The following is a 24,897-nucleotide window of genomic DNA, read 5'->3' on the forward strand; positions in this document are numbered from 1 at the left end:
TTCGTCGCGGAAGGTTTTGGTCATGACGGGTCCACGGAGCGGTACACGGCAGGCACGAGGCGGCGGCGATACGGTCCGGCTCAAGCGGGCATACGAGGAACCTGAAGCCTCCGATGGGTACCGGGTGCTCGTGGACCGGCTATGGCCGCGGGGTGTGCGCAAGGATGCGCTTGTGATTGACGCCTGGATGAAGGAAATCGGGCCGAGCGCCGAGCTCCGGCGCTGGTTCGGTCACGAGGAGGCCCGATGGGAGGAGTTTGCGGTGCGTTACCGCGCGGAGCTCCGCCAGCAGCCGGCTGCGGGGCTCGTGGACGAGCTCGTGGAGCGGGCAAAGCGGGGGACGGTGACGCTCGTTTTCGGGGCCAAGGACGAGCACCACAACCAGGCGGTCGTCCTCCACGGCGTGATTGCTCGGAGGCTCCGCGGGACCGTCAAGGCAGGCCGCGTTCGGTCGGGGCTTGGTGTGAGGTCGACGTCGCCCGGCGCCTCCCCCACTTCGCGCAAGGCGTCGACCCGTCTCTAGCCAGTCGACGAGCCCGGCGGATCGCTTGTCGCGCCCGGCTGTCGAGGGTCACGTCGCTCGCGAGACCGCGGGCGGGTGCCAATCGGCATTGACCGCCGCCTGCTTTGGCGAGTACAGCCGCATGGTGAGGTTGAACGCGCCCTGCTGGGGTGCCGGCAGCCAATTCGACCGCCTCGTATCGGTCTCGTCCATGGAGCGCTGGACGTACAGCGTCACGGAGCCATCGGGGCCCTTGGCCAGGTCGTTTCGCGTGCCCAGCGAGAAGCGGTCGATGGGGTTCGGGACCTGGTATCCCTGCTCGTCGTACATCGTCACGGACCAGAAGGCGTTCACGGGGGGCAGTTTGTCGGCCTCGAAGCGCAGCGTGTAATTCACGGCGCTGTCCAGCGCGGCGCTCGTGGAATCCACGTAGGCGGTCGGGTAGATCGCGTCCTCCGGGAGATTGGCGCCGAGGCCGATCAAGGCAATGATCGCGCGGCGGAGGTAGCTCGTCCCGTAGGTCCCCATCAGCTCGTTCGGGTAGACCCAGCCATTCGTCAGCGGCGTGATGGAGAACTGCTTCTCCTTCATCCGGGCGAGGGCGTCGGGGGCTGCTTTCTTGAAGGCGTCTTGCACCCCCGCCGGGGCTGCGTTCAGGTCGAACGGCTGGCCCGGCACGAAGCCCGCCCGCGCCAGGCGCGCGAGAATGGGGTAGTCATTGAAGTGCGCCGGATTCTGGCGCATCAGGTCCGCGCCATAGGCGTAGAACTCCTCGGGCGTCATCTTCTCCACGACGTCCATCGGCTCTTCGAGGCTGATGTCATCGCCGTCGGACCCCTGGGGCGGCGGCGGCGGCTGCCCGGCCTCGTAGGCGGAGAGAGGGATGATCTGGAGGCCATTCTGGAACTCGTGCACGCTGGCATAGTCGGATTCACCGTTGCACTGCGTTCGTCCGATGATCCAGACATACGGCGTCGACGCGTCGATCCGTTGCAGGTTCAGGGCCGGGTTGATCGTCCCCTTCCACCCCGGGCCGACGATGACGAGCGTTTGGGCCGCTGTCCCCGTCGTGCGGGGGCCGGGGCAGGCGACGACGTCCGTCCACATGTCGAGCATGGGCAAGAGGTAGTAGCGTCCACCGGACGCAGGGACCTTGATGACCATGGGCTCGCGCACGAGATCGAGCCACGCGCTCGAATAGAGCGTGTCGAAGTTGGGTCGCACCACGGTGCGGTCTGCCACCCCCGGGAAGCGCGGATTGTTCATGAACACGTTGGCCGGGGCTCGCCAGGTGGCGAGGTCGATCTCCTTGACGTTCGTCATCTTCCGGCGCGTCACGTCCATCAACACGAGGGGATAGAGATATGTATATCCCTCGCAGCCGATCTCGTATGCCGTCTCGAAGTTCAAATCAGCGTTCATCGCCATGGGCTCCTTTTCGTCGAGCGCGCAGCGCTCGACGTTCCATTCGCGGATAGGAAACCGCTCTCCTGGGGCCAGGTTCCGTCGCGCTCCGCGCTTCGCTGCTGCGGAATGCCTCCATCGCGAAGGACGCGACGCACCCCCCCCGTGAGCGATCGCGGCGATTCTGCCGAGATCGCTCGCGGAGCGTCAATCCGCCGTCATCCTCCATCGCTTCAGGCGAGAATGCAACCGCGAAGACTGCGTCCGCCTGCCTATCTTGCGTTTCATGGACAGCTCGCTGCGTTTTCTGGACAGGCGAATGGTCACGGGGCCCCTGGCGACGGGGAGCTCGCTCGGCTGCGAGCTCATCGACGGCGCGTCGAAGACCTCCACGATCTGTGTCGACGGAGCCCCCGGCCGTTGCCGGCAACCATCGCGAGCATGTCGACAAGGACCCCAGCCGTTGCCGACAAGCGCGGCGAGCATGTCGACAAGGACCCCAGCCGTTGCCGGCAACCATCGCGAGCATGTCGACAAGGACCCCCGCCGTTGCCGACAAGCGCGGGCGAGCATGTCGACAGTGACTCCAGCCGTTGCCGACAAGCGCGGGCGAGCATGTCGACAAGGACCCCAGCCGTTGCCGACAAGCGCGGGCGAGCATGTCGACAGTGACTCCAGCCGTTGCCGGCAAGCGCGGCGAGCATGTCGACGGAGCCCCCAGCCCTTGCCGACGACCGCAACGAGCATGTCGACAAGGCCCCTCCTCGTTGCCGACAAGCCCGACGAGCATGCCTTGGACCTCTCGGCACCTCGTTCACGGTCTACCAACGCGCTAAAAATGTGCTCCAGGCGGATGATGAATCCCCGCGCTTCGTCGAACGCGCACACAGGGCCCACTCCCCTGCACAAGGAGGATGATCATGTCGGAGAACGCGATCGGAAAGTATACGGGCAAGGGTGTCGTCGACGCGATGCCGTTCAAGCACAAGCTCGTCGACGTCAAGCAAGGCGAGCTTTCGAGGCTCAAGCGCTCGAAGCCAGGGTGCGCCGGCGTCCTCGCCGACCTCGCCGCCGCGATGCCCGAGCACGGCAATGCGGCGCGCATCCACCCGGATTGTTATGCCGAGATCGTCGAGGCGGCGCAGACCCTGGAGCAGATCCGCGCCCAGCGCCCCGAGGCTGACAAACTCGCCGAGGTCCTTCGGGAGAGCGAGGCCTACTACGAGGATAAGCTCGAGGGGTTGATCAGCAGGCTCGCCAAGACCGTCCTCGATACCGCGAAGGACGAGAACAAGCCCGCCCTGCTCGCGACCTTCGAGTCCGCGATCCAGTACCGGACGCAATACGCGGACAAGGGCGTCGCCACCCGCCGCAAGAACCAGCAGAACGCAGACGAGGCCCCGAGCGAGGCATGACGCGCCCGCCTTGAAACGCCCCGCCTGACGAACCCCCTCTTCAATCCCCCGTCTTCCCGCTCCCCGGCGGATACACATGCCTCCGCCCCCACGGATCTTCCACGGTCCGCCGCCCGTCTTCCCCCTCCGCCCCGAGATACCCCGGCCCGATCGGCACCTTCCCGTAGCCGCCCGGGATATCCAGCACGTACGACGGCTGCGCGATCCCCGACAATGTCTGCCGGAGCTCGCGCATGATCGATTGCCCCTCCGCGATGCTCGTCCGGAAATGCCCCGTCCCCACCGCCAGGTCGCCGTGGTGCAGGTAATAGGGTTTGACCCGTAAAACGACGAGCTCCCGGAAGAGCGCCTTCAACGTCTCGGCGTCCGCGTTCACCCCACGCAGCAGCACCGTCTGCGACAGCATCGGGAGCCCCGCGTCCACGATCCGCGCGCACGCCTCGCGCGCCTTCGGACCGAGCTCGCGCGGATGGTTGGTGTGCAAAACGACGTACGTCGTCAGCCCCGGCACGCGCAGCGCCGCGAGCATCGCCTCGTCGACGCGCCCGGGCTCCATCACCGGCACGCGCGTGTGCACGCGGAGAACCCGCACGTGTTCGATCGCCGCGAGCGCGGACGTGATCTCGGCGAGCTTGCGGGGCGGCAGGATCAGCGGATCGCCCCCGCTCAGGATCACCTCCCACACTTCTTCGTGCGCGCGGACGTACTCGATCGCCGCCGCGAGCTCCTCGCGCGACAAGACCTCGCTGCCCGGACCGACCTTTTCGCGCCGGAAGCAGAAGCGGCAGTACGCGGGGCAGACGTGGACCGGCTTCAAGAGCAACCTGTCCGGGTAGCGGTGCGTGATCCCCTTGACCGGCGTGTGCGGATCGTCGCCGATCGGATCCACCCGTTCTTCCGGCAGGATCCGGAGCTCGCGCTTGCTCGGCAGGAACTGCTTCGCGATCGGGTCGTTCGGATCTCCGGGCGTCACGAGGTCCACGAGGTCGGGCGTGATGGCCACGCTGAAGCGGTCCGCGACACGCTCGAGCGCCTCCATCTCCCCGCGATCCACGAGACCCTGCTCGACGAGCTCGCTGACGCGTCGCGACGTCCGGCGCGTGTCCTCTTGCGCGCCTTCGCGCTCTCGCGCGCGCTCCGTTTCGCATGCCCTCACACCCACGGCGCCGCTCCTCCTAGTGTTCTTTCGGTCCAAAAGCCAGCGACGTCGAGCCCTCGCGCCCCCGCTCGTCTGCTGGCTCTCTGTCAGCCCTGGAAAGGGGCCGGCCCGCGTCGTAAGAAAGAACCTCCCTTTCCGGCCCGACGAACATGCGCACGAACCGCCCTTTCCTCGCTGCCCTCTTCGCCGCCACCCTGCTCGCTCCCGCCGGATCCTTCGCGGACGAATCGTCCGGCAAGGTCCTCGGGCGCGCCGCGATCCTCGCGCAAAAGGGCGACTACGCCGCCGCGGAGAAGGAGCTCGACGCCGTCAAGTCCGGGCCCGAGCGCGCCCAGGCCCTCCTCGAAAAGGCGCGCCTCGAGCTCTTGCAAGGCCGCTACACCGACGCCGCCAAGACGGCGAAGAGCGCCGCTGCGCTCGGCAAAGACACGAAGATCCAGGCCGCTCCGATCCTCGCCGAGGCGCTCGCGTCGCAAGGGAAGGTGAGCGACGCGATCGACGCCGTGAAGGACGTCGCGGACGAGGACACGGCGCACCGGGCGCGGCTCGTCCTCGGCGAGCTCTTGATCCGCGCCGGAAAACGCGGCGCGGCGAGCGTGCCGCTGCGCAGGCTCGTCGAGGCGTACAACGACGACACGATCAACGATCGCGACGCCGAGGGCCTCTCGCTCGTCGGCCGCGCGGCGCACCTCCTGCGCTCGGCGCACGACGCGAACCAGGCGTACAACGAGGCCGAGAAGGCGGGCGCGAAGACGCGCGTCGAGACGCTCCTCTGGCGCGCCGAGCTCTTCCTCGACAAGTACAACCCCGGCGAGGCGGGCGAGTCCGTCAAGGCCGCGCAGAAGCTCGCGCCGAAGGATCCGCGCGTCCACGTCGCCATGGCGCGCGTCAAGCTCGAGAACGCCATGGACTTCGAGGCGGCCGAGAGCGAGATCAAGCAGGCGCTCGAGGTGAACCCGAACCTCACCTCCGCGTACGTGATCCGCGCCGGCCTCGCGCTGCGCACGATGGACATCGCGGCGGCCGACGCGGCCGTCAAGCGCGGGCTCGAGGTCGACGCAACGAACCTCGAGCTGCTCTCGATGAAGGCGGCGACGCGCTTCCTCGCCGACGATCTCCAAGGCTACGAGGCCACGAAGAAGCAAGTCCTCTCGCTCTGCCCCGAGTACTCCGCGTTCTTCCAGATCGTCGCGGAGTACGCCGAGTGGGAGCACCGCTACGAGGACATCGTCCGCATGATGGACGAGGCCACGCAGGTCGACGCCCAGGACATGAAGGCCTACGCGACGCTCGGCTTGAACAAGATCCGCCTCGGCGACGACGACGGCGGCCTCGATGCGCTCCGCAAATCGTGGAAGAAGGATCGGTTCAACGTCCGCGCCTACAACACGCTGAACCTGTTCGAGAAGACGATCCCCGGGGAGTACGTCGCGACGAACGGCACGCGCTTCCGCATCCGGTACCACAAGGACGAGAAAGCCGTCCTCGAGCGCTACGTGCCGCGCATGCTCGACGAGGCGTGGGATTCGATGGTGAAGCGGTATGGCTTCACGCCGAAGATGCCCGTCTCGATCGAGCTTTATGCCGACGCGGAGCATTTCAGCATCCGCACGAGCGGCCTGCCGAACGTCGGCATCCAGGGCGTTTGCTTCGGCCAATCCCTCGCGGCGCTCTCGCCCGGCGCGGGCCCGTTCAACTGGGGCAACGTGGTCTGGCACGAGCTCGGCCACGTCTTCGCGATCCAGTATTCGAAGAGCCACGTCCCGCGCTGGTTCACCGAGGGCCTCAGCGAATACGAGACCATCATTCGCCGCCCCGAATGGCAGCGCGAGGAGGACCCCGCGCTCTTCGCCGCGCTGAAGGGCGGGCGCATTCCGCCGCTCGACGGGTTCAACCGCGCCTTCACCCACGTCGACTCCGTGGAGGACGTGACCATGGCGTATTTCGCGGCGAGCCAGCTCGTCGTGTTCATGGCCGACAAATATGGATTCGACAAGGTCGCGGCCATGCTGCCGCGCTGGGGCAAAGGCGAGCGCACGCCGGACGTCATCAAGGGCGCGCTCGGCGTCTCGCACGACGAGGTCGACCGGCAGTTCCGCGAATGGCTGAAGAAGCGCCTCTCGCGTTACGAGAAGCAATACGTGCCGGACCTGCACGCGCCTCCGCTCGACGAGGCGCGCAAGGCGCTGCGGACCGACCCGAAAAACCCGAAGAAGCTCGTGGAGCTCGCGCTCGCGCTTTTCTCGGACGGGCAGAAGCCGGAGGCGCTCGCGGTGCTCGACGAGGCGCTCGCGCTCGATCCGAAGCAGCCCGACGCGAACTTCGTGCGCCTGCGGCTCGCCATGGGCGAAAAGAAGCTCGACGACGCGGCGCGTATCCTCGACAAGATGGTGGCGAACGGCCACGACGGCTACGTCCTGCGCATGAAGGCCGCCGACCTCGCGGAGATGCGCAAGGACAAGGCGCGCATGAAGACGTGCTTCGAGGCCGCGTTCAAGTTCGACCCCTCGCAGGCCGAGCCGCTCCAGGGCCTCTACGACCTCGCGAAGGATCAAAAGGACATCGCCGGGCAGCTCGACGCCTTGCGGCGGCTCTCGCTGCTCGATCAGCACGACCGCCGCGTGTGGGTGCGCCTGCTCGAGCTGCTCGTCGAGCGCGGCCTCTGGGAGGAGGCCGTCAAGGTGGGCGAGAGCGCGATCTACGTCGACGTTTCGAACGCCAAGGTCCACCGCCTCTACGCCAAGGCCCTCGCGCGCACGGGCCGACAGATCTCGGCGGTCTTCGAGCTGAACAGCGCGATCCTCACGAAGCCCGAGCCGCCCGAGATGGTCCAGATCTACGAGGACCTCGCCAAGGGCTACGACAAGCTCGGCAAAGCCGAATACGCCAAGCAGGCGCGCGACCTCGCCAAGCTCGTCGCACCGAAGGGCTGAATCGTCCCGCTACGAGCGCTTTTCCTTCGCGTCGGCGCGCTTCTGCGAGAGCTCGTCGAACCCACCAAAAATACGCTCGTCGAGGTCGCGCGGCAGGTGCGGGTGCTCGACGAGCTCGTCGCGCAGCGCCGCGCGGAAACGACCGAGCAGGCCGAGCGTGGTCACGCGGAGCGCCGTCTGCTGCCGGAAATACTCGAACCCCGTCGCCTGCCCGCGCCCCGAGAGGAGCTGCGCGAGTTTGTCGCCGTGATCCACGAACGCGCTCGCCCAGTCGTAGAGCGTCTTTCCGTCGGGCGTCGGCGCGGCGCGGAGGTCGGCCTCGAGCTCCGCGAGCTTCGGCCGGTTCTGCTTCGCCGCGGCCGCCTCCTCCGCGTAGCTGTCGCTGAGCACGCCGAGGTCGCGGATGAACGCCTCGCGAATGCGACGCGCGGACGCGCGCTGCTCGTCGGACACGAACGGATGCGACAGGACGGCCTCGGTGTAATGCCAGATCGCCGCGCCGAGCCCGTCGTGATGCGCGTCGGCCTCGGTCAGATCCCCGACGGGCCTGCCGGCCGCGTCCTCGTGGTGCTCGATCGCCTTGCGCTTGGCGGCCAGGATCGGGCCATAAAGCTTGCCCGTCTGCGTGGCCTTCAGCGCCTCGTCGCGGTGATGGAACAGGTCCAGAAGGCCCGCGCGCAGATCGGGCAGGGTCAGGTTTCGCATGACAAATCCCTCCGTGATTCCTTCGTTCCCGACGGAGGGTAGCAAACGGTCTCGGCGCGGGGGAAGGACGAGCGCCTCAGAATCGTCCGAGGAGAGAAAAACCACCGCCTTCGGCGCCGACGGTCGGCACGAGGGACATCGCCGCGCCGCTCTTGCGCTTCGCCGGAGGCGTGACGAACCAAAGGACGCCCGCTGCCACGAGGCTCGCGCCGCCGAGCCCGATGCCGACCGCGGACGTGGCGCGTGTCCCCTCGGACAACCCGCCCGTCGCCATCGCCGCCCCGGCGATGCCCGCGCCCGCGAGGAACGCGCCGGCGCCGCCGAGCCCGAGCACGAGCGCGACCGTGGTGCGACCGCTCGGCGCCGAGGTCTCCGCGCGCGCGACGGCCGAGGGAATCGTGGCCTCTCCAGGGGGCGCGGGGGGCGACGCTTCGTTCTCGTCGCGCAGCGCGGGCACGCTGAGCTCGATGGGCACGGAGATGTCGCCCACGGGCACGACGCGACGATAGGGCTTTCGCCCGGGCGCCACGGCTTCGAGCACGTGCTCGCCGACATCGACCGGCAGCGGATCGCCGGTCCAGGCCGCGCGATCGAGCGGCTTGCCGTCGAGCATCACCTCGAGCGCGGGCGTCTCCGCGACCTCCTTCGGCACCCAGACGACGACCCGCGCGAGCAGCGCCGACAGCGCCTCGCTGCGCAGCCGCGCGCGGCTTTCGCGATCGGTCATGCCGGCGCGCCGCGCCTCGATCGCGACCTCCGTGTAGAGCCGATAGGCGGCCTCACGTCGGTTCGTCTTTTCATAACATTCCGCGAGCCTGTACCGCGTGCCCATGGCCGCGTCGAGCCGGAGGCTCTCCTCCAGCATGGGGCAGGCCTCCATTTCGTGCCCCTCGGCGGTGAGCTCCATCGCCCGCGCGAAGAGCACCTCGGCGCGCTCGACCGGGCCGAGGCCGCGCGCGGACGTGGGCTCCTCGGCGCGGGCGGCCGTCATCGTGGTGGAGAGGACGATGGCCGCCAGCAGCGCGGCTCCTCTATGCTTCCCGGACCTCATGTCGAAGCTCCTTCGATCACGTTGTCAATGGCGACCCGTGAAGGGGTCGTAGCTCTTGCTCCCCGCCTGCGCGGGTTTGGTAGGGCTCGTCGGCGAGGGCGTCGGCGCGGGCTTCTTTCGCGCGGTCGCGCCGCCCGGACCGGCGGACGCGGAGGACGCCGGGGCGACGACCTCCGCGGGCTCGATGACGAAGTCCAATTCGTCCGCCACGGGCGTCACCGTGGCGACGGGCGCGGGCGGCTGCGCCGCGGGTTCGGGGAGCGCGACCCGCGTGGTCGTGAAGGGCACGTGGACGCCGAGGGCCCGCGTCTCCTGGGTTCGTTGTGGCACGCCGGTGAGGCCGGGCCATTGCACGCCGATCGCCGCGACCCCAGCGCCGGCGAGCGCCGAGAGCGCGGTCAGGCCCGCGACGAGCGCGACGCGCACCGGCCGCGAGGGGGGCTTCGACGAAGGACCCTCCCAGGGGCCCATGCTCCGTTCGTCTTTTCCTGTCGTCTCGGCGGCGGGCTCCTGCGGCTCGACCACGACGAGCGACGGGCGGCTCGAGATGCGCGCGGGCCCCGACGGGGGCTTCGAGCCCGGCGGCGCCGTGGGCGACGAATCGAGCGTTTCTCTTGGCGTCAAAAGCCGGAGCCGACCGGGAGGAATGCTGCTTCGGCGCGCGGGAATGGAGATGCTCGTCGCTTCCCCGTCCTCCTCGAGCGTCATGCCCCAGGGGCCGAACGGCCGCAGCGCGATGAGCAGATCGGTGGCCGAGGCATACCGGCGCGTCGGCTGTTTGTCCAGGCAACGCATCACGACGTTGTCGAGGCCGCGCGGAACGTCGGGCCGGATCGCCGAGGGCAGCTTGACGGGTTTGGCGAGGACGGCGGCGAAGATCTCGGGGACCGTGGCGGCCTGGAACGGCGCGCGCCCCGTGAGCAGCTTGTAGAGAATGGCGCCGAGGGCCCAGACGTCGGCCCGCGCGCAAACCTTGCTCGCCGAGCGCATTTGCTCGGGCGCCATGTAAAGTGGTGAACCCATGAGGTCGCGCGCACCGGTCATCTCCGGGTCGTCGCTCTCGGGTCTCGTGTGCTTGGAAATCCCGAAATCGAGGACCTTGATGCAGGGCGATCCGTCCTTGCGGCGCGTGAGAAAGAGGTTTCCGGGCTTCAGATCGCGGTGGACGATCCCGGCCGCGTGGGCCTCGGCGAGCGCGTGGCAGGCCTGCGAGACGTACAGGACGGCCTCCTCGATGGGGAAGGCGCCGCGCCGCTTTTGCATGACGGCGAGGTCCTGCCCTTCGAGCATTTCCATGACGATGTAGGGCGCGCCGGTGTCGAGGCGGCCGACGTCGTACACCTCGGCGACGTGCTCGCTGCGCAGGCGGACGACGGCGCGCGCCTCGCGCAGGAAGCGCTCGACGGATTGCTCGCTCGCCGCCTCGGGACGCATGAGCTTCACGGCGCGGACCTCGCGTAGATCGAGGTGCGTGGCGGCGACGACGACGCCCATTCCGCCCATCCCGAGCACCTTCTCTACGCGGTATTTCCCGGCGAGGACGTCCCCCACCGAAACGATGTTCGATGCCTCCTGCTGCGACATGGTGCCTTCCAATCAAATGAAGAAAGGTATATGGCCCACGCCCCCCCGAGGGCGCGCGGCGGCGCGCGCACGGCAGGCCCTGCGCCCGCGGCTGAATCAGCGTCGCGGACGTTTCGCCCCCATGGCCCCGCCGGTCGGGCCGTAATGTGTCCCACCCCTGTAGCTTTGCAAGTCTCTGCAAAACCGGGCGAGGCGAGATCGCGGAGAAAACCACGAAATCATGCAACAGGTTTTTTTCACGGTCGGTCGCCGTCTACCCGGGTCATCCGGGCAGCGGCGCATGTCCGCGTCATGCAGGGGCTTTCCCCTGGGAGCGGGAGTTTCCTGAAGGAAACACGCGATCAGGCTGGGATCGCGGCGTCGGGTGGGATGAGAATGTGATGGGGGGAGAAACGAGGCGCGCCGCGACGGACGCGCGGGCGCCCGGAACGATTACTTCCGCGGCAAGGACACGCGCAGGACCTCACCGCCGCTCGTTCCGACCCATACCCAGGCCGAGCCCTTGGCCGTGATGAGCATCGTGGTCGGCTCTCCGCGTGCGCCCAGGGAAAGCGCGTGTGTCGGGGTCATCGGCCCGCTGCCCGCGGCGTCGAGCGTCGCGCCGTCGAAGAGCGCGGCGCGTCCGTCGGCGAAGCCCACGACGAGGCTCGTCTCGCTCACCGCCGCGCACGTGATCGGCACGCCGACGTCGATCATTTTCGTCGCGAGCCGCCCGCCCCGCTGCGTCACGAGACACGCGGCGCTGTCGCCTTTCTTGTAGAGCACGTGCAGGGCCGTGCCGCTGCTCAGCCGGTCGAACTTCTTCGCCTCGGCCGGCAGGCCCACGCGTCCGTTCGCGCCGGGCTCCGGCGTCGGGCCGGGGTGCATGCGCAGCTCGAGCCCGCCGGGCACTTCCACGACGACGGTCGTGTCGACGGCGCCGAGATCGGCGACCTTCACGTTTCCGCGCAGCACGAAGGGTCGCGCTTCGACCTCGCTGCCCGAGACCGAGAGATCGATGGCGTTGCCGTCCCAGGTGAGCGCGAGCGCGTGCCCGCCCAGGGGGTGGCCGCGCAGCGAGCGCACGTCGCTGGCGACGCGCTCGGTCTTGGCGCGGTGGTGGATGTCGATCACCGCCCACACCTCGTTTTCGCTGCGCACGAGGGCCACGTCGCGCGACAGCATCGCCACCTCGTCGCCCTGGCCGAGCGAGAGGTTCACCGTCTTGTTCGTGCCGCTTCCGATCGGCACGACGGCGAGGCGCGCGGGCGAGGCGGAGACCATGGCCACGAGGCCCGGATTGTCGATCGCGGCCGCGCCGCGGACATCCGCGTCGAGGGACTCGACACGACGGGGAGCAGAGAGGCTTTTGTAGGGCATCGCGAGAAGCGTAATGGATCCGGTGCCCGAAGCGGAAGCTCCTTTTGCCCGCCCGCGAGCATCTTCTCGGGAGGGCATTTTCCTGTACGATGCCCGCATGCGCTTCGACTCTCGCACCCACCTTCCTATCCCCCGAACGCTCTTCGTTGGCCTCACGGCGCTCGCCTTGCTCGCTGCCGGTTGCAGCGACGATCCGCCCGAGACCTGCGGCTCCGCGGGGTGCGGCGAGGGCGGCAGCGGCGCGGGCGGCGCGGGCGGCGCGGGCGGCGCGGGCGGCGCCGGCGGCACCGGGCTCACGGGGGACATCACGGCGAACGTCGTCCGGTACGACTACACGTTCGACCTCGTCACGGCCGAGGCGCAGTCGAAGCTTTCGCTCGACGTCGCCGCGCCGGGCGGGGATTGCTACAGCGTATCGTGCGAGACCTCCTCGCTCACGGACGTCACGTGGAACGAAGCGCCCGCGACCTCGGCCGACTTCGCGAACAACGCGCTGAAGGCATGCGGCGCGGGCAGCCCCGCGGGCCCGACGGTCACGGTCGGGGCACGCACGACGGTCTCGAACGATACGTACTGGGGCCTCGACGTCGGCTTTTCGCGCAAAAAGGACCTCGCGGGCGGCGAATTCTCGTATCTGCTCTCGTGGGTCGGCGGCTGTGATCGGTTCGGGCCTTGCGACGACGATCCCTCGCGCATGAGCGATTTCCATTTCGAGGTCACGCACCCCGCGGGCGCGGTCGTGCTCTGCCCGGGGACGCTCACGGCCGGGGACACGAAGACCACGTGCGACGTCACGAATGCGCCGACCTATTCCGCGTTCGCGATCGCCGCCGATCCGCTCTGGGAGCGCGCGCCGTACGGCAGCTTCGCGGGCGTCGATCTCGTGTTTTACGAGGTCCCGCTCGGCACCCTTGCCGCGTCGCTCGACAAGCCGAGCGTCGGCGCGTTCATGGACTGGATCACGGGGCTGCTCGGTCCGTTCCCTTATGGCAAGGAGCTGCGCATCGCGGGCGGGCCGACGGCGTGGCTCGGCTTCGAGCACCCGGCCAACATCATCCTGCATCAGCAGCTCGACCAATTGCAGACCGATTATGCGGACGCCATGATGCACGTGCTCATGCACGAGATCGTCCACCAATGGGCGGGCGATCACACGACGCTCGCGTCCGCGTCCGATTTCGTCTGGAAGGAGGCGACGGCCGAGTACCTCGCCTACGTCTTCGAGGATCTCGCGCGCCCCGAGGGAGAAGCCGCGGCGACGCGCGCGTACTGGGACGGCGTCTCGCCGCTCTCCGAGCATTGGCCCCGCCCCACGGACGAGCCCGCGCCCGAGGTGCAGGACTTCTACGGGGACGTATATGGCCCCGGGCCGATGGTGCTTTATCTCCAGCTCGAACCGCTCATCGGCAGGAACGCCGTCCTCGCGGGCATCGCGGATTTCCTCTCGAAATCGGGCGGTCGCAGCGTCGTCGAGCTCAAAGAGGCGCTCGAAGCGGCCTCGGGGCAGGACCTCGACGCTTATTTCGACGCGTGGGTCTTCGGCAAGGGCGTGCCGACCTGGCCCACGTTCGACGTCTCGGCGACGCAACTCGACGGCCAGGCGACGATCACGGTCACGCAGCAAAACCCGGGTGGAAAACTCTTCCCCTGCGTCGTCGAGGTCGAGATCAAGGGCGCGACGGAGACCGCGCGCGTCAACGTCGATTTCGGCTTCGCTCCCCAGGACGCCACGGCCACGATGCAGATCCCGTTCTCCGAGCCGGTCATGACCGTCACGCTCGATCCGGATCACCGCCTCATCGGCACGAAGGCCGGCGTCCAGCCGATCACCGCCGCGCGACCCGTCTGGATTTTCTGATCCTCCCCGCTTGACGCCATTTCCTTCGTGGTGTCTGCTTTTCGCCATGCGAAAGGCGTCCCTTCTCCCGCTCGCCGGCTTCCTCGTCGCCTCGACATTCGCGTCGATCTCCCTCGGCGACGTCGCCTCGCCGTGCCGGTGTCAGGCGCCGGGCGTGTCGCCGCAGGGCAGCGCCGCGGCCGTGACCTTGCTCGGGGGCCTGTCCATCGCTCTGCTCAGTCGCAAGCGCGCCCGCAAGCCCTGACGACGCCGCCCGTCGGGCGTCCGTTGGCATCATCCTGGCAATCGCTCCGCGACGAGGGGCCCGTTTGCCCGGGGGCGCGCGTAAAACGCGCTCCCTCGGCAGGGCCCTTGGAGGGATATGGTCAGGTCCAAAGGCACCGGACTCGGTCGACTTGCGGCATTTGCGCTTCTCCCGCTCTCGGGTGTGGCACTCGCGGACACGGTCTCGCTCCTGACGCAGCGAGGCGGGCCCGACGGAGCGGCCGAAGCTCCACGACCGCCCGATGGCCCCACCGTTTCCTCCGTCGGGGCCTACGACGAGCTTTTCACGTTTGCCCTGGAGAATGGCTGCTCGTACAGCGCGAGCATTCGCGGCACGGTGCGTCCGATCGTCGTGGGCCGCGATGCGGGGCAAAAGGTCGAGCCCGACCTCGCGGTCACGGCCGTGCTCTCCTGCCAGGGAGCGGCGGCCGTCAAGGTCTCCGACCGCGTCGCGGGCACGGGCCCGATCACGCGCGCGCAGGTGGAAAGCCTGCTCGAACGATGCGCGAGCATCGTGACCGACGAGGCCGGGAGGAAATGTTCGTACGTGCCGGAAATCGATCTCGTGGGCGAGGGGCTCGTGGGTGCGGGCGTCGCCTACCTTTGCCCGCAATCGCGGCCGTGAATCAGCCCTTCACGCCGCCCGCCGTCAGGCCCGCGACGAGGTGGCGCTGCGCCACGTAAAAGAGCGCCATGACGGGGAGCGACACGACGAGCGCGCCCGCGGCGAATTTCTCCCATTGCGCGTCGTACTCCCCGATGAAGCGCTGGAGCATGACGGGAAGCGTGAACATCTCTTCCTTGTCGAGCAGCGTCGCGGCGAGGATGAACTCGTTGTAGGCGCCCATGAACGCGAAGAGCGCGGTCACGGCGATCGCGGGGCGCGCCGCGGGCAAGACCACGCGGACGAACGCGGAGAAACGCGTCGCGCCGTCGACCATCGCGGCCTCTTCGAGGTCGATCGGGATGGCCTCGAAGGCAGCGCGGAGCTGGAAGATCGAGAACGGGACGCTCGTCGAGGCATAACAGACGACGAGGCCCGTCCGCGAGTTCAAGAGCCCGAGGGAATTCAGGATCATGTAGAGCGGGATCGCGCTCGCCACGGCCGGGAACATCTGCGTGGCGAGCAGCGCACGCATGCCCGACTCCTTGCCGGCGAAGCGGAACCGCGCGAGGGCGTACGCCGTCGGAATGGCGATGAGCACGCCGACGAGCGCCGTCGAGAGCGAGACGACGAGCGAATTCGCGAGCTGGCGACCAAAGAGCCAGACCTCGGCCCCGTCGACCTTGCGCGTCGCGCCCACGACCGCGGAGAGGTGCGCGAGCGTCGGCGCCTCCGGGACGGGGATCACGCGCGGCGAGGGCGTCTGCGTGCCCGAGAACGCGAGCGCGACGACCCAGAGGACGGGGTACAGCGCGAACGCCACCGCAATCACGAGGACGACGTGGCACGCGGCGGATTCGAGGAACGAGGGCTTCTTGTTCACGCCGCACCTCCCGCCGCCTTCGCGATCGCCGCCGCCGAGGCCGCCTTCTCGCGCGCCTCGCGCCGCTCCGCGACCCAATCCGAGAACCGCGTCCGACCGAAGAGCAGGAGGAAGATCAGCACGGCATACGCCGCGGCGTACCCGTATTGGGCATTGCGGGTGAAGGCCCAGCGATAGGCCTCGGTGACCAGGATCTCCGTCGTCCCGTCGGGCTCGCCGCCCGAGACGAGGAAGACGACGTTGAACATGTTGAACGTCCAGACCGCGCCCATGGTCACGGCGGGCAGGAGGCTCGGCCGGATCATCGGGAGCGTGACGAGCCAGAGCCTTTGCCAGCGGCTCGCGCCGTCGACCTTCGCCGCTTCGAGCACGTCGTCCGGCACCGCCGTGAGCGCGCCGATCGTCACGACCATCATGAAGGGAAAGCCGAGCCAGACGTTCGTCGCGACGTTCGCCGCGAATGCGGTGGAGAAGCGGGCGAACCAAGAAATCGGCTCGAGGCTCGTGCCGAACGTCTCGTTGAGGGCGTGGACGAGCCCCGTCACGGCCCCGAATTGCCGGTGGAACATGCCTTTCCACGCGAGCGCTGTCACGTAGCTCGGGACAGCCCAGGGGATGATCAAGAGCACGCGGTAGAGCGCGCGCATCCGCAGCATCGGCCGGGAGAGCAGGAGCGCGAGCGCGACGCCGATCGCGACGTGGAAAAACACGTTGAGCACGGTCCAGAGCACGGTGACGAGCAGGACCACGTAAAACGATCCCGTCGCGAAGAGCGAACCGCCGCGCGCCGTGAGGATCTGGACGAAGTTGTCGAGCCCCACGTAATTGTGCCAGCCGACCTCTTTGAGGTTCTGGATCGATCCGCCGAGCAGCGACGTGAGCGCGCCGAGCACGAGCGGCAAGACCACGAGGACGCCGACCGCGATCACGGCGTGCGTCACGTACGCATACGCGGGCAGCGAGCGCTTCACGTGCTTGCGGAATTCGGGATCTTTCGCGCGCCGGACGAGCGAAAAGGCGCCGAGCAAAAGGAGCGCGCCGAACACGACGAGCCCGGGTGTGCGCGAGGCGGGCGGGGGCGCAGGGCGGCGCACGTCGTCGAATCGACGCTTGGCCTCGGAGAGCGCGGGGGCGGGCAGCGCGTCGCGGCGGAGGACCTTGCGAATGGCGCGGTCCGAAGGCTCCCACACGGCGTCCATCGCGACCGAGGAGGGCATCGCGACCGTGGCCTTGGCCTGCTCGGCGAACGCGGCGAGGAAGGCATCCTCCGGCGGCACGGGGACGTCGATGCGCGCGGGCAAGGTGCGCGCTCGTTCGAGGCGGATTTTCGTGGCCTCGGGGCTCGCGAGCAGCCGCGCGAGCGCGCGCACTTCGGGGCGCGTCGCGCCTTTCGGCGTGAGCATCACGGCCTCGACGCCGAGATAAGGCGTGAGCGGCTTTCCGGCAGCCCGGATCATGGGCAGCGGGGCCACGCGATAATGGAGCGACCCCGCATCGGCGAGGCTCGTCGCGAGCCACGGGCCATCGATCACGAACGCGGCCTTGCCCGAGCGGAAGAGGTTCGTGACGACCGAGACGTCGGTATCCTCGGCGACGACCTTTTTCGCGCGCAGGTCGAGGACGAAATCGAGCGATTTCTCCGCGGCGGGCCCGACGAAGCCGAGTTGATCGTCGGCCGTGAGCATGAGCCCGCCGAACGCGTGGACGAACCCGGCGTGGTAATACGTCGACTGCGAGTTGTAGGCGAGGGGAACGACCCCGGCCGGAAGGGTTTTTCCGATCGCGGCGATCGATTCGAGGTCCGCCGGGATTTCCTTCACGAGGTCCGTGTTCACGTAAAGAGCGACGCTCTTCTGCGTGATCGGCACGCCGTAAGGCTCGCCGTGGAGCGAGACGGCGGCGAGGGTCGGGCCGGCGAACGCGTTTCTGTCGAGCGCGTCGCCCACGGGCGCGACGACCTTGCGGCCGTCGTAATCGCCGAGCTTGTTGTGGGCGTCGAGGAAGAGGTCCGGCCCCTCGCCGAACTGCACGGCCGCCGAGACCTTGGATTTGAACGCGTCGGAGGGGAGCGCGAGCAATTCCACGCGCTCGCCCTGGAAGAGCGCGACGATCTCTTCGAGCGCCTTTTGCTCGTCGCCGCGCTGCGCGTGCCAGAGCCTGATTGGCTCGGCCTGGGCCGCGGGCGAGAAAAAGACGACCACGAAGAGCGCGAAGAACACCCAGAAGGCGCGGAAAGCTCGCCGCTGCGTCGATTTCACGCGTTCACCTCGCGCGGAGCGACTTCCCGGTCGCCGCGTCGAACAGGTGGATCGAGCGGAACACGAGAGGGAGCGTGTCGCCTTTTTTGATGCTGCGGCGGGCCTCCACGCGGGCAATGAACGGCGCGCCCGCGATCTCGCCGTGCGCATACGTCTCCGGGCCGAGCGCCTCGACGACCGTGACCCCGAGCTTCGTCGTCTCCCCGCCGCCCTCGGTGAGCGCCACCTCGTGCGGCCGGATGCCGAGCGTGACCTTTCGCCCCGGTTCGAGCCCGCCCGCGAATGTGGCCTCGTCGACCGGCACGACGAGCTGGTTGGCACGAAACACCCAGGCCGAGCCCGCGCGCTCGAGCGCCCCGTCGATGAAATTCATCGCGGGGCTGCCGAGGAATGCGGCGACGAACTTCGTCGCCGGTCGGTCGAAGATTTCGAGCGGCGCGCCCGATTGCTCGACCTGGCCCTTGTTCAGCACGAAGATCACGTCGGCCAGCGTCATCGCCTCGACCTGGTCGTGCGTGACGTACACGCTCGTCGCGCCGAGCTCGTCGTGCAGCTTTCGGATGTCGACGCGGACCTGCGCGCGCAGGGCCGCGTCGAGGTTCGAGAGCGGCTCGTCGTACAGATAAAGATCCGCCTTGCGGACGATCGCGCGCCCCATGGCGACGCGTTGCCGCTGCCCGCCCGAGAGCTGCTTCGGCAATCGATCGAGCAGCGCCCCGAGGCCGAGCATGTCGGAGGCGCGCTTCACCTGCTTTTCGATCTCCGCCGGGTCGGTCTTGCGGAGCTTCAGCCCGAACGCGAGGTTTTCCCGCACGGTGAGGTGCGGGTAAAGCGCATACGATTGGAACACCATCGCGATGTTCCGGTCGCGCGGCTCGAGCCGCGTGACGTCACGATCGCCGAGCTCGATCTTGCCGGTGTCGGCCTCTTCGAGCCCGGCGAGCAGGCGCAGGAGCGTGGATTTCCCACACCCGCTCGGGCCGACGAGGACGGCGAAATGGCCCTCGGGCACGCGCACGTCCACGCCCTTGAGCACCTCGGTTTGTCCGAACTTCTTCTTGAGGGCCGTGACCGTGACCGACGCCATGATGCGAGCTCCCGCGCTAACGCTGCGACTCGGGGACGAGGACGGCGCCGCTCGAAGGCGGCAGCTTGATCGAGAGGCGGCCGTCGTTCGTGACGGTGTAGGTTTGTCCGCCCTCATTGAGGACGTCGACGAGCACCGTGCCGGGCGCAGCGCCGACCTGCATGGCCTGGCCGCCGAACTCGGGCGAGCCCTCCTTCTCGATGTTCGCGTTGATCACGACGATCGCATAGGAGTCGCCCGCGTCGCCGCCCGTGCGCTCGAAGGCGAAGACGTTCGCGTCGGGATCACTCGGCCCCGTGCGATCGCTGGCCCAGAGGATCGTGAGATCGCCCTTGTTGACGGCGGGGTACTTCTTCCGGATCGCCGAGAGGCGGCGAATCCACTGGAACGTGGGCGCCTCCATGCTGTACCCCGACGTCCACAGGTCCTCGCGATTGCCGGGATCGTTTCCGCCCTGGAAATCCTGCTCGGTGCCGTAATACACGCAGGGAATGCCCTCCTCGGTGAAGAGGAAGAGCAACGCGTTGTGCAGAATCTTCCGGCGCGTCTCCAGCGAGAGCGGCGTGCCGAAGATCGGATCCTCGGGGTACATGCCCGCGCCCGTGAAGAGGAAGCGCGGCACGTCGTGGTTGTCGAGGAAGTTCACGAGCAGCTTCTGCGGCGAGACGCCCTGGCCCGCCGCATTGACCGCGCCGCCCTGGGCCGGCGTCACGCCGTAATTGACGGCCCGGTCGGTCCAGAGCTTCTGGATGTTCGAGGTGGGCCCGCGGTACCGGAAGACGTCGCGGATGACCTGGAATTGCTGCGGGAAGTAAAACACGCTGTCGAGCATGTCCGCCGTGAGCGGCTGGCCGTCCGTCACGCACTGGTTGTCCGTGGCGAGCTCCTCGGCCGGGGGCGGGGCGTCGTTCCCGTTTTTCGTGAACGAACCGACGAGCTGATCACGTCCGTCGAACGCCTCGCCGAACATGAAGAAGTTGTTCTTGCCCTTCGCCGCGAGGCGCCGGCGGACCTTCTGCGTGAAATGCCGCCAGAAGCCGTTCTCGACGTGCTTGACCGTGTCGATGCGGAAGCCGTCGATGTCCGTGAGCTCGATCCAGCGCGTGTAGGCGTCCACCATCGCGTCGCGGATCGGGCAGAGCTCCGTGTTGACGTCCTTCAAGCCGCCCGGGAAATCGCCGCGCAAGAGCTGGTCGGGGTCGTCGAAATTGTACGTGCGACCCTTGCGGTTGTAGGCGAGCGGGTTTTGCAGGATCTCCGGGAACGGCGGCATGTGGTTCGACGCCGGGTCGTGCGCGAAGATGACCGGCGCGAGGCCCGATTCCCCGAGCGAGGTCTTCGCCTGGACGCCGCGGACGTCGTAGGTCGGGTCGTACTCGTTCTCCTTGAAGACGTCCGGCGTGCCGGGCACGGATTGGTTGAGCGGATCGTCCGCCTGCCCATTGCCGTTGATGTCGTAGAAGAAGAGCTGCCCCATGTGGTTCGTGACGATGTCGAGGATGACCTTGATGTTGCGGCCGTGGGCCGCCTTCACGAGGCTCTGGAGCGCCGCGAGGTCACCGAATTGCGGGGCGGGCTGCGTGAGATCCTGCGCCCAGTAGCCGTGGTACGCGTCGAACCCGGCGTCCGTGTAGACGTTCTTCACGACGGGCGAGATCCACAGCGTCGTGACGCCGAGCTCGTCGAGGTAATCGAGCCGCTCTTCGAGCCCCTTCCAGTCGCCGCCGTGCCATTTGCCGGGCGCCGAAGGGTAAATGGCGAAGTTGTTCCCCCTGTCGCCGTCGGCGAAGCGGTCGACGAGGACCTGGTAGATGATCTCCTCGCGCCAGTCGACGACGTTCGTCTTGAGCTCGACCTCCGGCGGGTCCTCGAAGTCCATGCAGCCGGTCGATACCGAACCGGAGACGACGAGGCCGAGGATCACGGCCGATGAACGCGCTCGATTCATGAGGCTCCTTCGATTCGCTTTCATGTCATCCACCGTAGGTCGTCTGCGCGTTGAACCACCACTCGACCCCGACGCCGAAGAAATGCTCCCATTCCCGGAGGCTGAAGACGTCGTCCTTCGCGTACATCGAGCGCGCCCCCTCGTCGCGGTGCGTGAGGAGGTAAATGAGGCGGAGCTGCGGGCGGCTGTAGCTGCCCTTGCCCGCGGGATTCAGGAAAGGCACGAGGCCGATGCGGAAGAGGCCCCCCATGACCGGATCGCTCGTGGGCGCCGGAATGGGCTGGCCCGGCTCTGCCTGCGGCTGGTACCGCACGCCGCGCTGCTGCGCCTGGTAGGAGACCTCGGTCGCGATGCCGCCCCACTCCGTCAGGAAGAAATGGGGCCGCGCGAGGAGAATGCCCTCGTCGACGTCGTTGGAATCGAGGCCCGAGCTCGCGTCCCGGAAGCTCCGGAAATACCCGGCCGCCATGAGCCCGAGCGGCCCCGTCTCCCAGTTGCCGCTCAGCGTGATCCAGAGCTCGCGCGCGCCCGCGGACGTGCGGTCCGGCGCGAGCTGGAACGGCGTGCCGAACTCGCCGTACGCCGCGGCGCCGCCTGCATACCGGATGAACAGGTTCACGTGCGAGGGGTCGCGCCCCGTGAACGCGCCGAGCTGCGCGCCGACCACATACCCGAAATCGGCCGGCAAGGACTCGTACGTGCCCTTCACCTCGGTCTCGCGCTGGCCCGAGGGGATGTCGTGCAGCTCGCCGTAAAAGACCGCCTTCACGCCGCCCGTCGCCCCGGCCTTGAAGATGTGGCTCGCCTTCAGGCTCGTGATGAACTTCTGCCGGTCGAGGATGTTGACGTTCGTCGCGCCGACCTGGTTCAATGCCGGCGTGCGCGTCACGGTTTGGCGGAAGAAACCCGTGTTCGGCTGGTTCAGGCCGGCGTGCCAGGCGACGAACGTGCGGCCATTGCCGAAGTCGTAGCGCAGCCCGCCGCCCATCGTGTTGAGGTTGTCGAGCGGCCAGAAATCGAGGAGGTAGGAGTCGTCGCCGCGGTACATGCGCGAGCCGACCCAGGCCGAGAGGCCCTTCGTGACGATGTTGTTCGCCTGGAGGAACAGGTTCCGCACGGCCATGCGGATGCTGAAATCTGCATTGTAATGGAACAGCGGCGCCGAGGTGCCGAGCGTGACCACGGCGCGCGTGGTCGTGCCCGTGGCTTTCCAGTAATCCTGGCGCTGGATGTCGATCTCGACGTACGACGATTCATCGAGGCGCGAGCCGCGCGCGACGATGTCGGCGTCGCGGCCGGGGCGCTTCCTGAAATCGGTGGCCGCTCCGACGCGGCCGTACGTGCCCAGGAAAAACCCGGTCTCCGGCGGCGGCGGCGCCTCGGCTTTCGGGGCCTCGGCCGCTTTCGGCGCCTCCTCCTTCGTCGCGGCCGCCTTCACGTCCCCCGCGCCCGGGCGTCTTTGCGCCTGGCCGTCGTTCGTGGGGGGCGGATCTGCCGGCTTGGTCGCTTCGCTCGGCGGCGGCGCCGGCGGCGGATCGGCCAGCGGCGGCGCGCCTTCGGACGCGGCGGGCTTCGGTTCGGCGGTGGGCTCGGTTTGCGCTGCCGCGAGGGACGGGGAGGCACAGAGCGCCGCGGCGAGGAGGGCCGAGGGGACGCCGTGAAGACGGCTCCTCCGCGGCCCGAATTCGGGTCCGGGTCGTCGCACGTCGGGCACGGTACACCAAGGTGCGGCCCCGCGTGAAGATTGCATCGTCGAGACGCACGGAGCCGTCGTCAAACCCGGACGGTGCGCGGCAGGATGCTGCGGACCCACCCGAGCACACGCGTGATCCCATCGAATGCGAGGGCGATCACGATGCCATCGTAGGGTACGCGATACCGTACGTCGCCAAAGTAAACCATGGCCACGAGCACGAGCGCGACGAGGTGCGCGGAGAGCAGCGCGTGCCGCGCGAGGTGTCGCCGGAGCGAGGCGGCGAAGCCCACGAGCATCGGCGGCAGCAAGAGGATGTTGTGCAGATCGAGCGCGCGCCGCATGGGGCGGCGATAGTCGTCGCTGCCGGAGTCGGGCCAGACGATATTGTAGCCCCAGAGCATCACGACGTGGCTGAGCGCGTAACGCGCCTGCCGGACGAGCCCGGTCGTCGCGACGCATCGGCGCGCGAGCGTGTAGAACGGGCCTTCATTCCACATGGTGCCGTGGACCGTGAGCTTCGTGCCGAGCGCGGGATCGAGCCGGACGAACGCATCGGGGTATTTCTTGTCGCGATAGGCGAGGTAGCCCATCGGCGGAGGCCCGAACGAGGAGGCGTAGCCACGCGTGCGCGCCTCGATGTCGACGGCGTGGCAGCGGCCAAAGGCGTAATTGAGGGGGCCGTTCGCGGAGATCAGGCCGAAGCGGCTCGTGTGGTGATGAAAACGCGCGGCGGAGGCGGCGAGCACGAGGAGGACGGGCACGAGCGCGCGTGCGAGGTGCGCGGGGCGGATGCGCGGCAAGGCGCTGCGGCGCGCGAGCCAGACGACGAAAAGCAAGGGGAGCGTGAGCAGGATCTGCGGGCGAAAGGTGGCGCCGATCGCGACGGCCGTGCCGAAGAGAAAGGCATCGCGCGCGCGCCCCGTATCCGCGAGCCGAAGCGAAAAGAGCGCGGCCGCGGTGACCGAGACCGTGAACGGCAGCTCGCTCAGGAAGTATCCGCCGAGCGAGATCCACGGATAATAAAAGCAAGCGACGAGCGCGGCGATCCGAGGCGAGATCCGCCCGCGGACGAGCCGCTCCGTGAGGAGCGAGACGAGCGGTACGAGCGAGGCGCCGAGCAGCGCGAAGACGACGGCCGGCGCGGCATGGTTTTCCCGGCCAAACACGGCGCGGACGAGCGCGAGGAGGACGTGGGTGCCGTACGGGAAGAAGGCGGCCGAAGGGTCCTTGCGGAGCGGGGCGTCGAGCAGGGCGGTCGAGCGCTCGAAGTAACCCGCCATGTCCGAGTAGATGTGATCGGCGGGCGGGTGGACGACGAGGTTCCACACGAGCCGGAGCGCGAGCGCGAGGAGCGTGACGGCGAGGAGGAACGGGCGGCGCGGAGGCCGGAGCGTCATCGACGCGAGGCGCGGAACGCTTCGGCGAAGCGGGCGGCGAGGTCGCGATCGATCGGCGCGCCCGCGCGGCCCCCGGCGCGGAGCGCGGAGCCGACGATGATGCCGTGGGCTTTGCGGACCGAGGCGAGGTTCTCCGTGGTGACACCACTCGCGACGTAGACGGGGACGGAGACCGCGCGCGAGACCGTGTCGAGATCGGCCTCGGAGGCGGCGCGCCCGGTGCCGCTGCCCGTGACGAGCAGGGCGTCGGCGAGGCCGCGCTCGGCGAGGTCGTGCGCCTCTTCCTCGATGGGGCGCGGCGCGAGGGGCGCGGAGTGCTTCACGTCGACGTCGCAGAAGATGCGGACGTGATCGGCGGCGAGCGCGCGGCGCGTGCGCAGCGTCTGGTGCGCGGCGCCTTGCACGAGGCCTTGATCGGTGACGCGCGCGCCGGTGTGGACGTTGACGCGGATCATGTCGGCGTGCACGGCGACGGCCACGGCGAGCGCGGCGTCGGCGTCGTTGCGCAGGATGTTCACGCCGAGGAAGAGGCCCTTGCCGCCCTCGCGCGCGGCGCGCGCGCAGGCGGTCATGCACGCGATCGTGATCGGCGGGACGGGGCCGGGGAAGAAGGGCGCGTCGCCGAAGTTCTCGATGACGATGCCGTCGTAGCCCGCGGCCACGAGCAGCTCTGCCTCGCGAAAGGCGCGCTCTTCGGCGGGGCCGAGATCGCCGGAGGATCGCGGGCTGCCGGGCAGGGGCGGGAGGTGGATGACGCCGAGGAGGCTGGGGAGGACGCTCGTCACGCGGA

Annotated in this window: 19 protein-coding genes; 6 read left to right on the forward strand and 13 right to left on the reverse strand. The window is 68.6% G+C overall.

Going from position 1 to position 24,897, the window contains the following annotated elements:
* The first annotated feature begins 22 nt into the window (after positions 1-22).
* Positions 23-523, forward strand: a complete 501-nt coding sequence (locus tag QHF85_RS27830) for a DUF488 domain-containing protein (protein ID WP_281330364.1) — start codon at positions 23-25, stop codon at positions 521-523.
* Between the two features lie 48 nt (positions 524-571).
* Here the strand turns inward: QHF85_RS27830 and QHF85_RS27835 are convergent, their stop codons facing one another.
* On the reverse strand, positions 572-1,924 hold the full coding sequence (locus QHF85_RS27835; RefSeq protein ID WP_281330365.1) for a DUF1254 domain-containing protein: 1,353 nt from the start codon (positions 1,922-1,924) through the stop codon (positions 572-574).
* Positions 1,925-2,826: 902 nt separating this feature from the next.
* Here QHF85_RS27835 and QHF85_RS27840 point away from each other — a divergent pair.
* Positions 2,827-3,321, forward strand: a complete 495-nt coding sequence (locus QHF85_RS27840) for a hypothetical protein (protein WP_281330366.1) — start codon at positions 2,827-2,829, stop codon at positions 3,319-3,321.
* Positions 3,322-3,361: 40 nt separating this feature from the next.
* Here QHF85_RS27840 and QHF85_RS27845 read toward each other — a convergent pair whose 3' ends face one another.
* On the reverse strand, positions 3,362-4,477 hold the full coding sequence (locus QHF85_RS27845) for a lysine-2,3-aminomutase-like protein (RefSeq protein WP_348652768.1): 1,116 nt from the start codon (positions 4,475-4,477) through the stop codon (positions 3,362-3,364).
* A 152-nt stretch (positions 4,478-4,629) separates the two neighbouring features.
* On the opposite strand from QHF85_RS27845, the gene QHF85_RS27850 reads away from it, so the two are divergent.
* Positions 4,630-7,413: a tetratricopeptide repeat protein gene (locus QHF85_RS27850; RefSeq protein WP_281330368.1), complete on the forward strand. Its 2,784-nt coding sequence runs from the start codon at positions 4,630-4,632 to the stop codon at positions 7,411-7,413.
* Positions 7,414-7,422: 9 nt separating this feature from the next.
* On the opposite strand, the gene QHF85_RS27855 is transcribed toward QHF85_RS27850, so the two are convergent.
* From QHF85_RS27855 to QHF85_RS27870, 4 genes are all read right to left on the reverse strand, one after another.
* Positions 7,423-8,118 carry a hypothetical protein gene (locus QHF85_RS27855; RefSeq protein ID WP_281330369.1) on the reverse strand — a complete coding sequence of 232 codons (696 nt, stop codon included), beginning with the start codon at positions 8,116-8,118 and terminating at the stop codon, positions 7,423-7,425.
* A 76-nt stretch (positions 8,119-8,194) separates the two neighbouring features.
* Positions 8,195-9,169 (reverse strand): hypothetical protein, encoded by a 975-nt coding sequence (locus QHF85_RS27860; RefSeq protein ID WP_281330370.1) that lies wholly within the window; start codon positions 9,167-9,169, stop codon positions 8,195-8,197.
* Between the two features lie 24 nt (positions 9,170-9,193).
* Complete coding sequence (locus QHF85_RS27865) at positions 9,194-10,753, reverse strand: serine/threonine-protein kinase (protein WP_281330371.1); 1,560 nt, start codon at positions 10,751-10,753, stop codon at positions 9,194-9,196.
* A 432-nt stretch (positions 10,754-11,185) separates the two neighbouring features.
* Entirely contained in the window at positions 11,186-12,112 is a 927-nt protein-coding gene (locus QHF85_RS27870; RefSeq protein ID WP_281330372.1) for a hypothetical protein, read from the reverse strand.
* A 97-nt stretch (positions 12,113-12,209) separates the two neighbouring features.
* Here QHF85_RS27870 and QHF85_RS27875 point away from each other — a divergent pair, with 97 nt between their 5' ends.
* The 3 genes from QHF85_RS27875 (at position 12,210) to QHF85_RS27885 (ending at position 14,859) form a co-directional block, all read left to right on the forward strand.
* On the forward strand, positions 12,210-13,970 hold the full coding sequence (locus QHF85_RS27875; protein WP_281330373.1) for a M1 family aminopeptidase: 1,761 nt from the start codon (positions 12,210-12,212) through the stop codon (positions 13,968-13,970).
* A gap of 46 nt (positions 13,971-14,016) precedes the next feature.
* On the forward strand, positions 14,017-14,214 hold the full coding sequence (locus QHF85_RS27880; RefSeq protein ID WP_281330374.1) for a hypothetical protein: 198 nt from the start codon (positions 14,017-14,019) through the stop codon (positions 14,212-14,214).
* Between the two features lie 183 nt (positions 14,215-14,397).
* Positions 14,398-14,859 carry a hypothetical protein gene (locus tag QHF85_RS27885; protein ID WP_281330375.1) on the forward strand — a complete coding sequence of 154 codons (462 nt, stop codon included), beginning with the start codon at positions 14,398-14,400 and terminating at the stop codon, positions 14,857-14,859.
* Between the two features lies 1 nt (position 14,860).
* Here QHF85_RS27885 and QHF85_RS27890 read toward each other — a convergent pair whose 3' ends face one another.
* The 7 genes from QHF85_RS27890 to QHF85_RS27920 form a co-directional block, all read right to left on the reverse strand.
* Complete coding sequence (locus tag QHF85_RS27890; protein ID WP_281330376.1) at positions 14,861-15,721, reverse strand: sugar ABC transporter permease; 861 nt, start codon at positions 15,719-15,721, stop codon at positions 14,861-14,863.
* A complete protein-coding gene (locus QHF85_RS27895; protein ID WP_281330377.1) occupies positions 15,718-17,979 on the reverse strand; it encodes an extracellular solute-binding protein in 2,262 nt (753 codons plus the stop codon). Before QHF85_RS27895 ends, QHF85_RS27890 begins: the two co-directional genes overlap by 4 nt.
* Positions 17,980-17,983: 4 nt before the next feature.
* Complete coding sequence (ugpC, locus tag QHF85_RS27900) at positions 17,984-19,066, reverse strand: sn-glycerol-3-phosphate ABC transporter ATP-binding protein UgpC (protein ID WP_281330378.1); 1,083 nt, start codon at positions 19,064-19,066, stop codon at positions 17,984-17,986.
* A gap of 16 nt (positions 19,067-19,082) precedes the next feature.
* A complete protein-coding gene (locus QHF85_RS27905) occupies positions 19,083-21,014 on the reverse strand; it encodes an alpha-amylase family glycosyl hydrolase (protein ID WP_281330379.1) in 1,932 nt (643 codons plus the stop codon).
* A 25-nt stretch (positions 21,015-21,039) separates the two neighbouring features.
* The gene (locus QHF85_RS27910; RefSeq protein ID WP_281330380.1) at positions 21,040-22,719 is read right to left on the reverse strand and encodes a carbohydrate porin; all 1,680 of its coding nucleotides are present in this window, start codon (positions 22,717-22,719) and stop codon (positions 21,040-21,042) included.
* 68 nt (positions 22,720-22,787) lie between these two features.
* Positions 22,788-24,107 carry a hypothetical protein gene (locus QHF85_RS27915; protein WP_281330381.1) on the reverse strand — a complete coding sequence of 440 codons (1,320 nt, stop codon included), beginning with the start codon at positions 24,105-24,107 and terminating at the stop codon, positions 22,788-22,790.
* Positions 24,104-24,892 (reverse strand): BtpA/SgcQ family protein, encoded by a 789-nt coding sequence (locus QHF85_RS27920; RefSeq protein WP_281330382.1) that lies wholly within the window; start codon positions 24,890-24,892, stop codon positions 24,104-24,106. The genes QHF85_RS27915 and QHF85_RS27920 overlap by 4 nt, the downstream gene beginning before the upstream one ends.
* Positions 24,893-24,897 lie beyond the last annotated feature (5 nt).

Origin of the sequence: Polyangium sp. 6x1, assembly GCF_029946515.1 — a bacterium.
Taxonomy (GTDB): Bacteria; Myxococcota_A; Polyangia; order Polyangiales; family Polyangiaceae; genus Polyangium.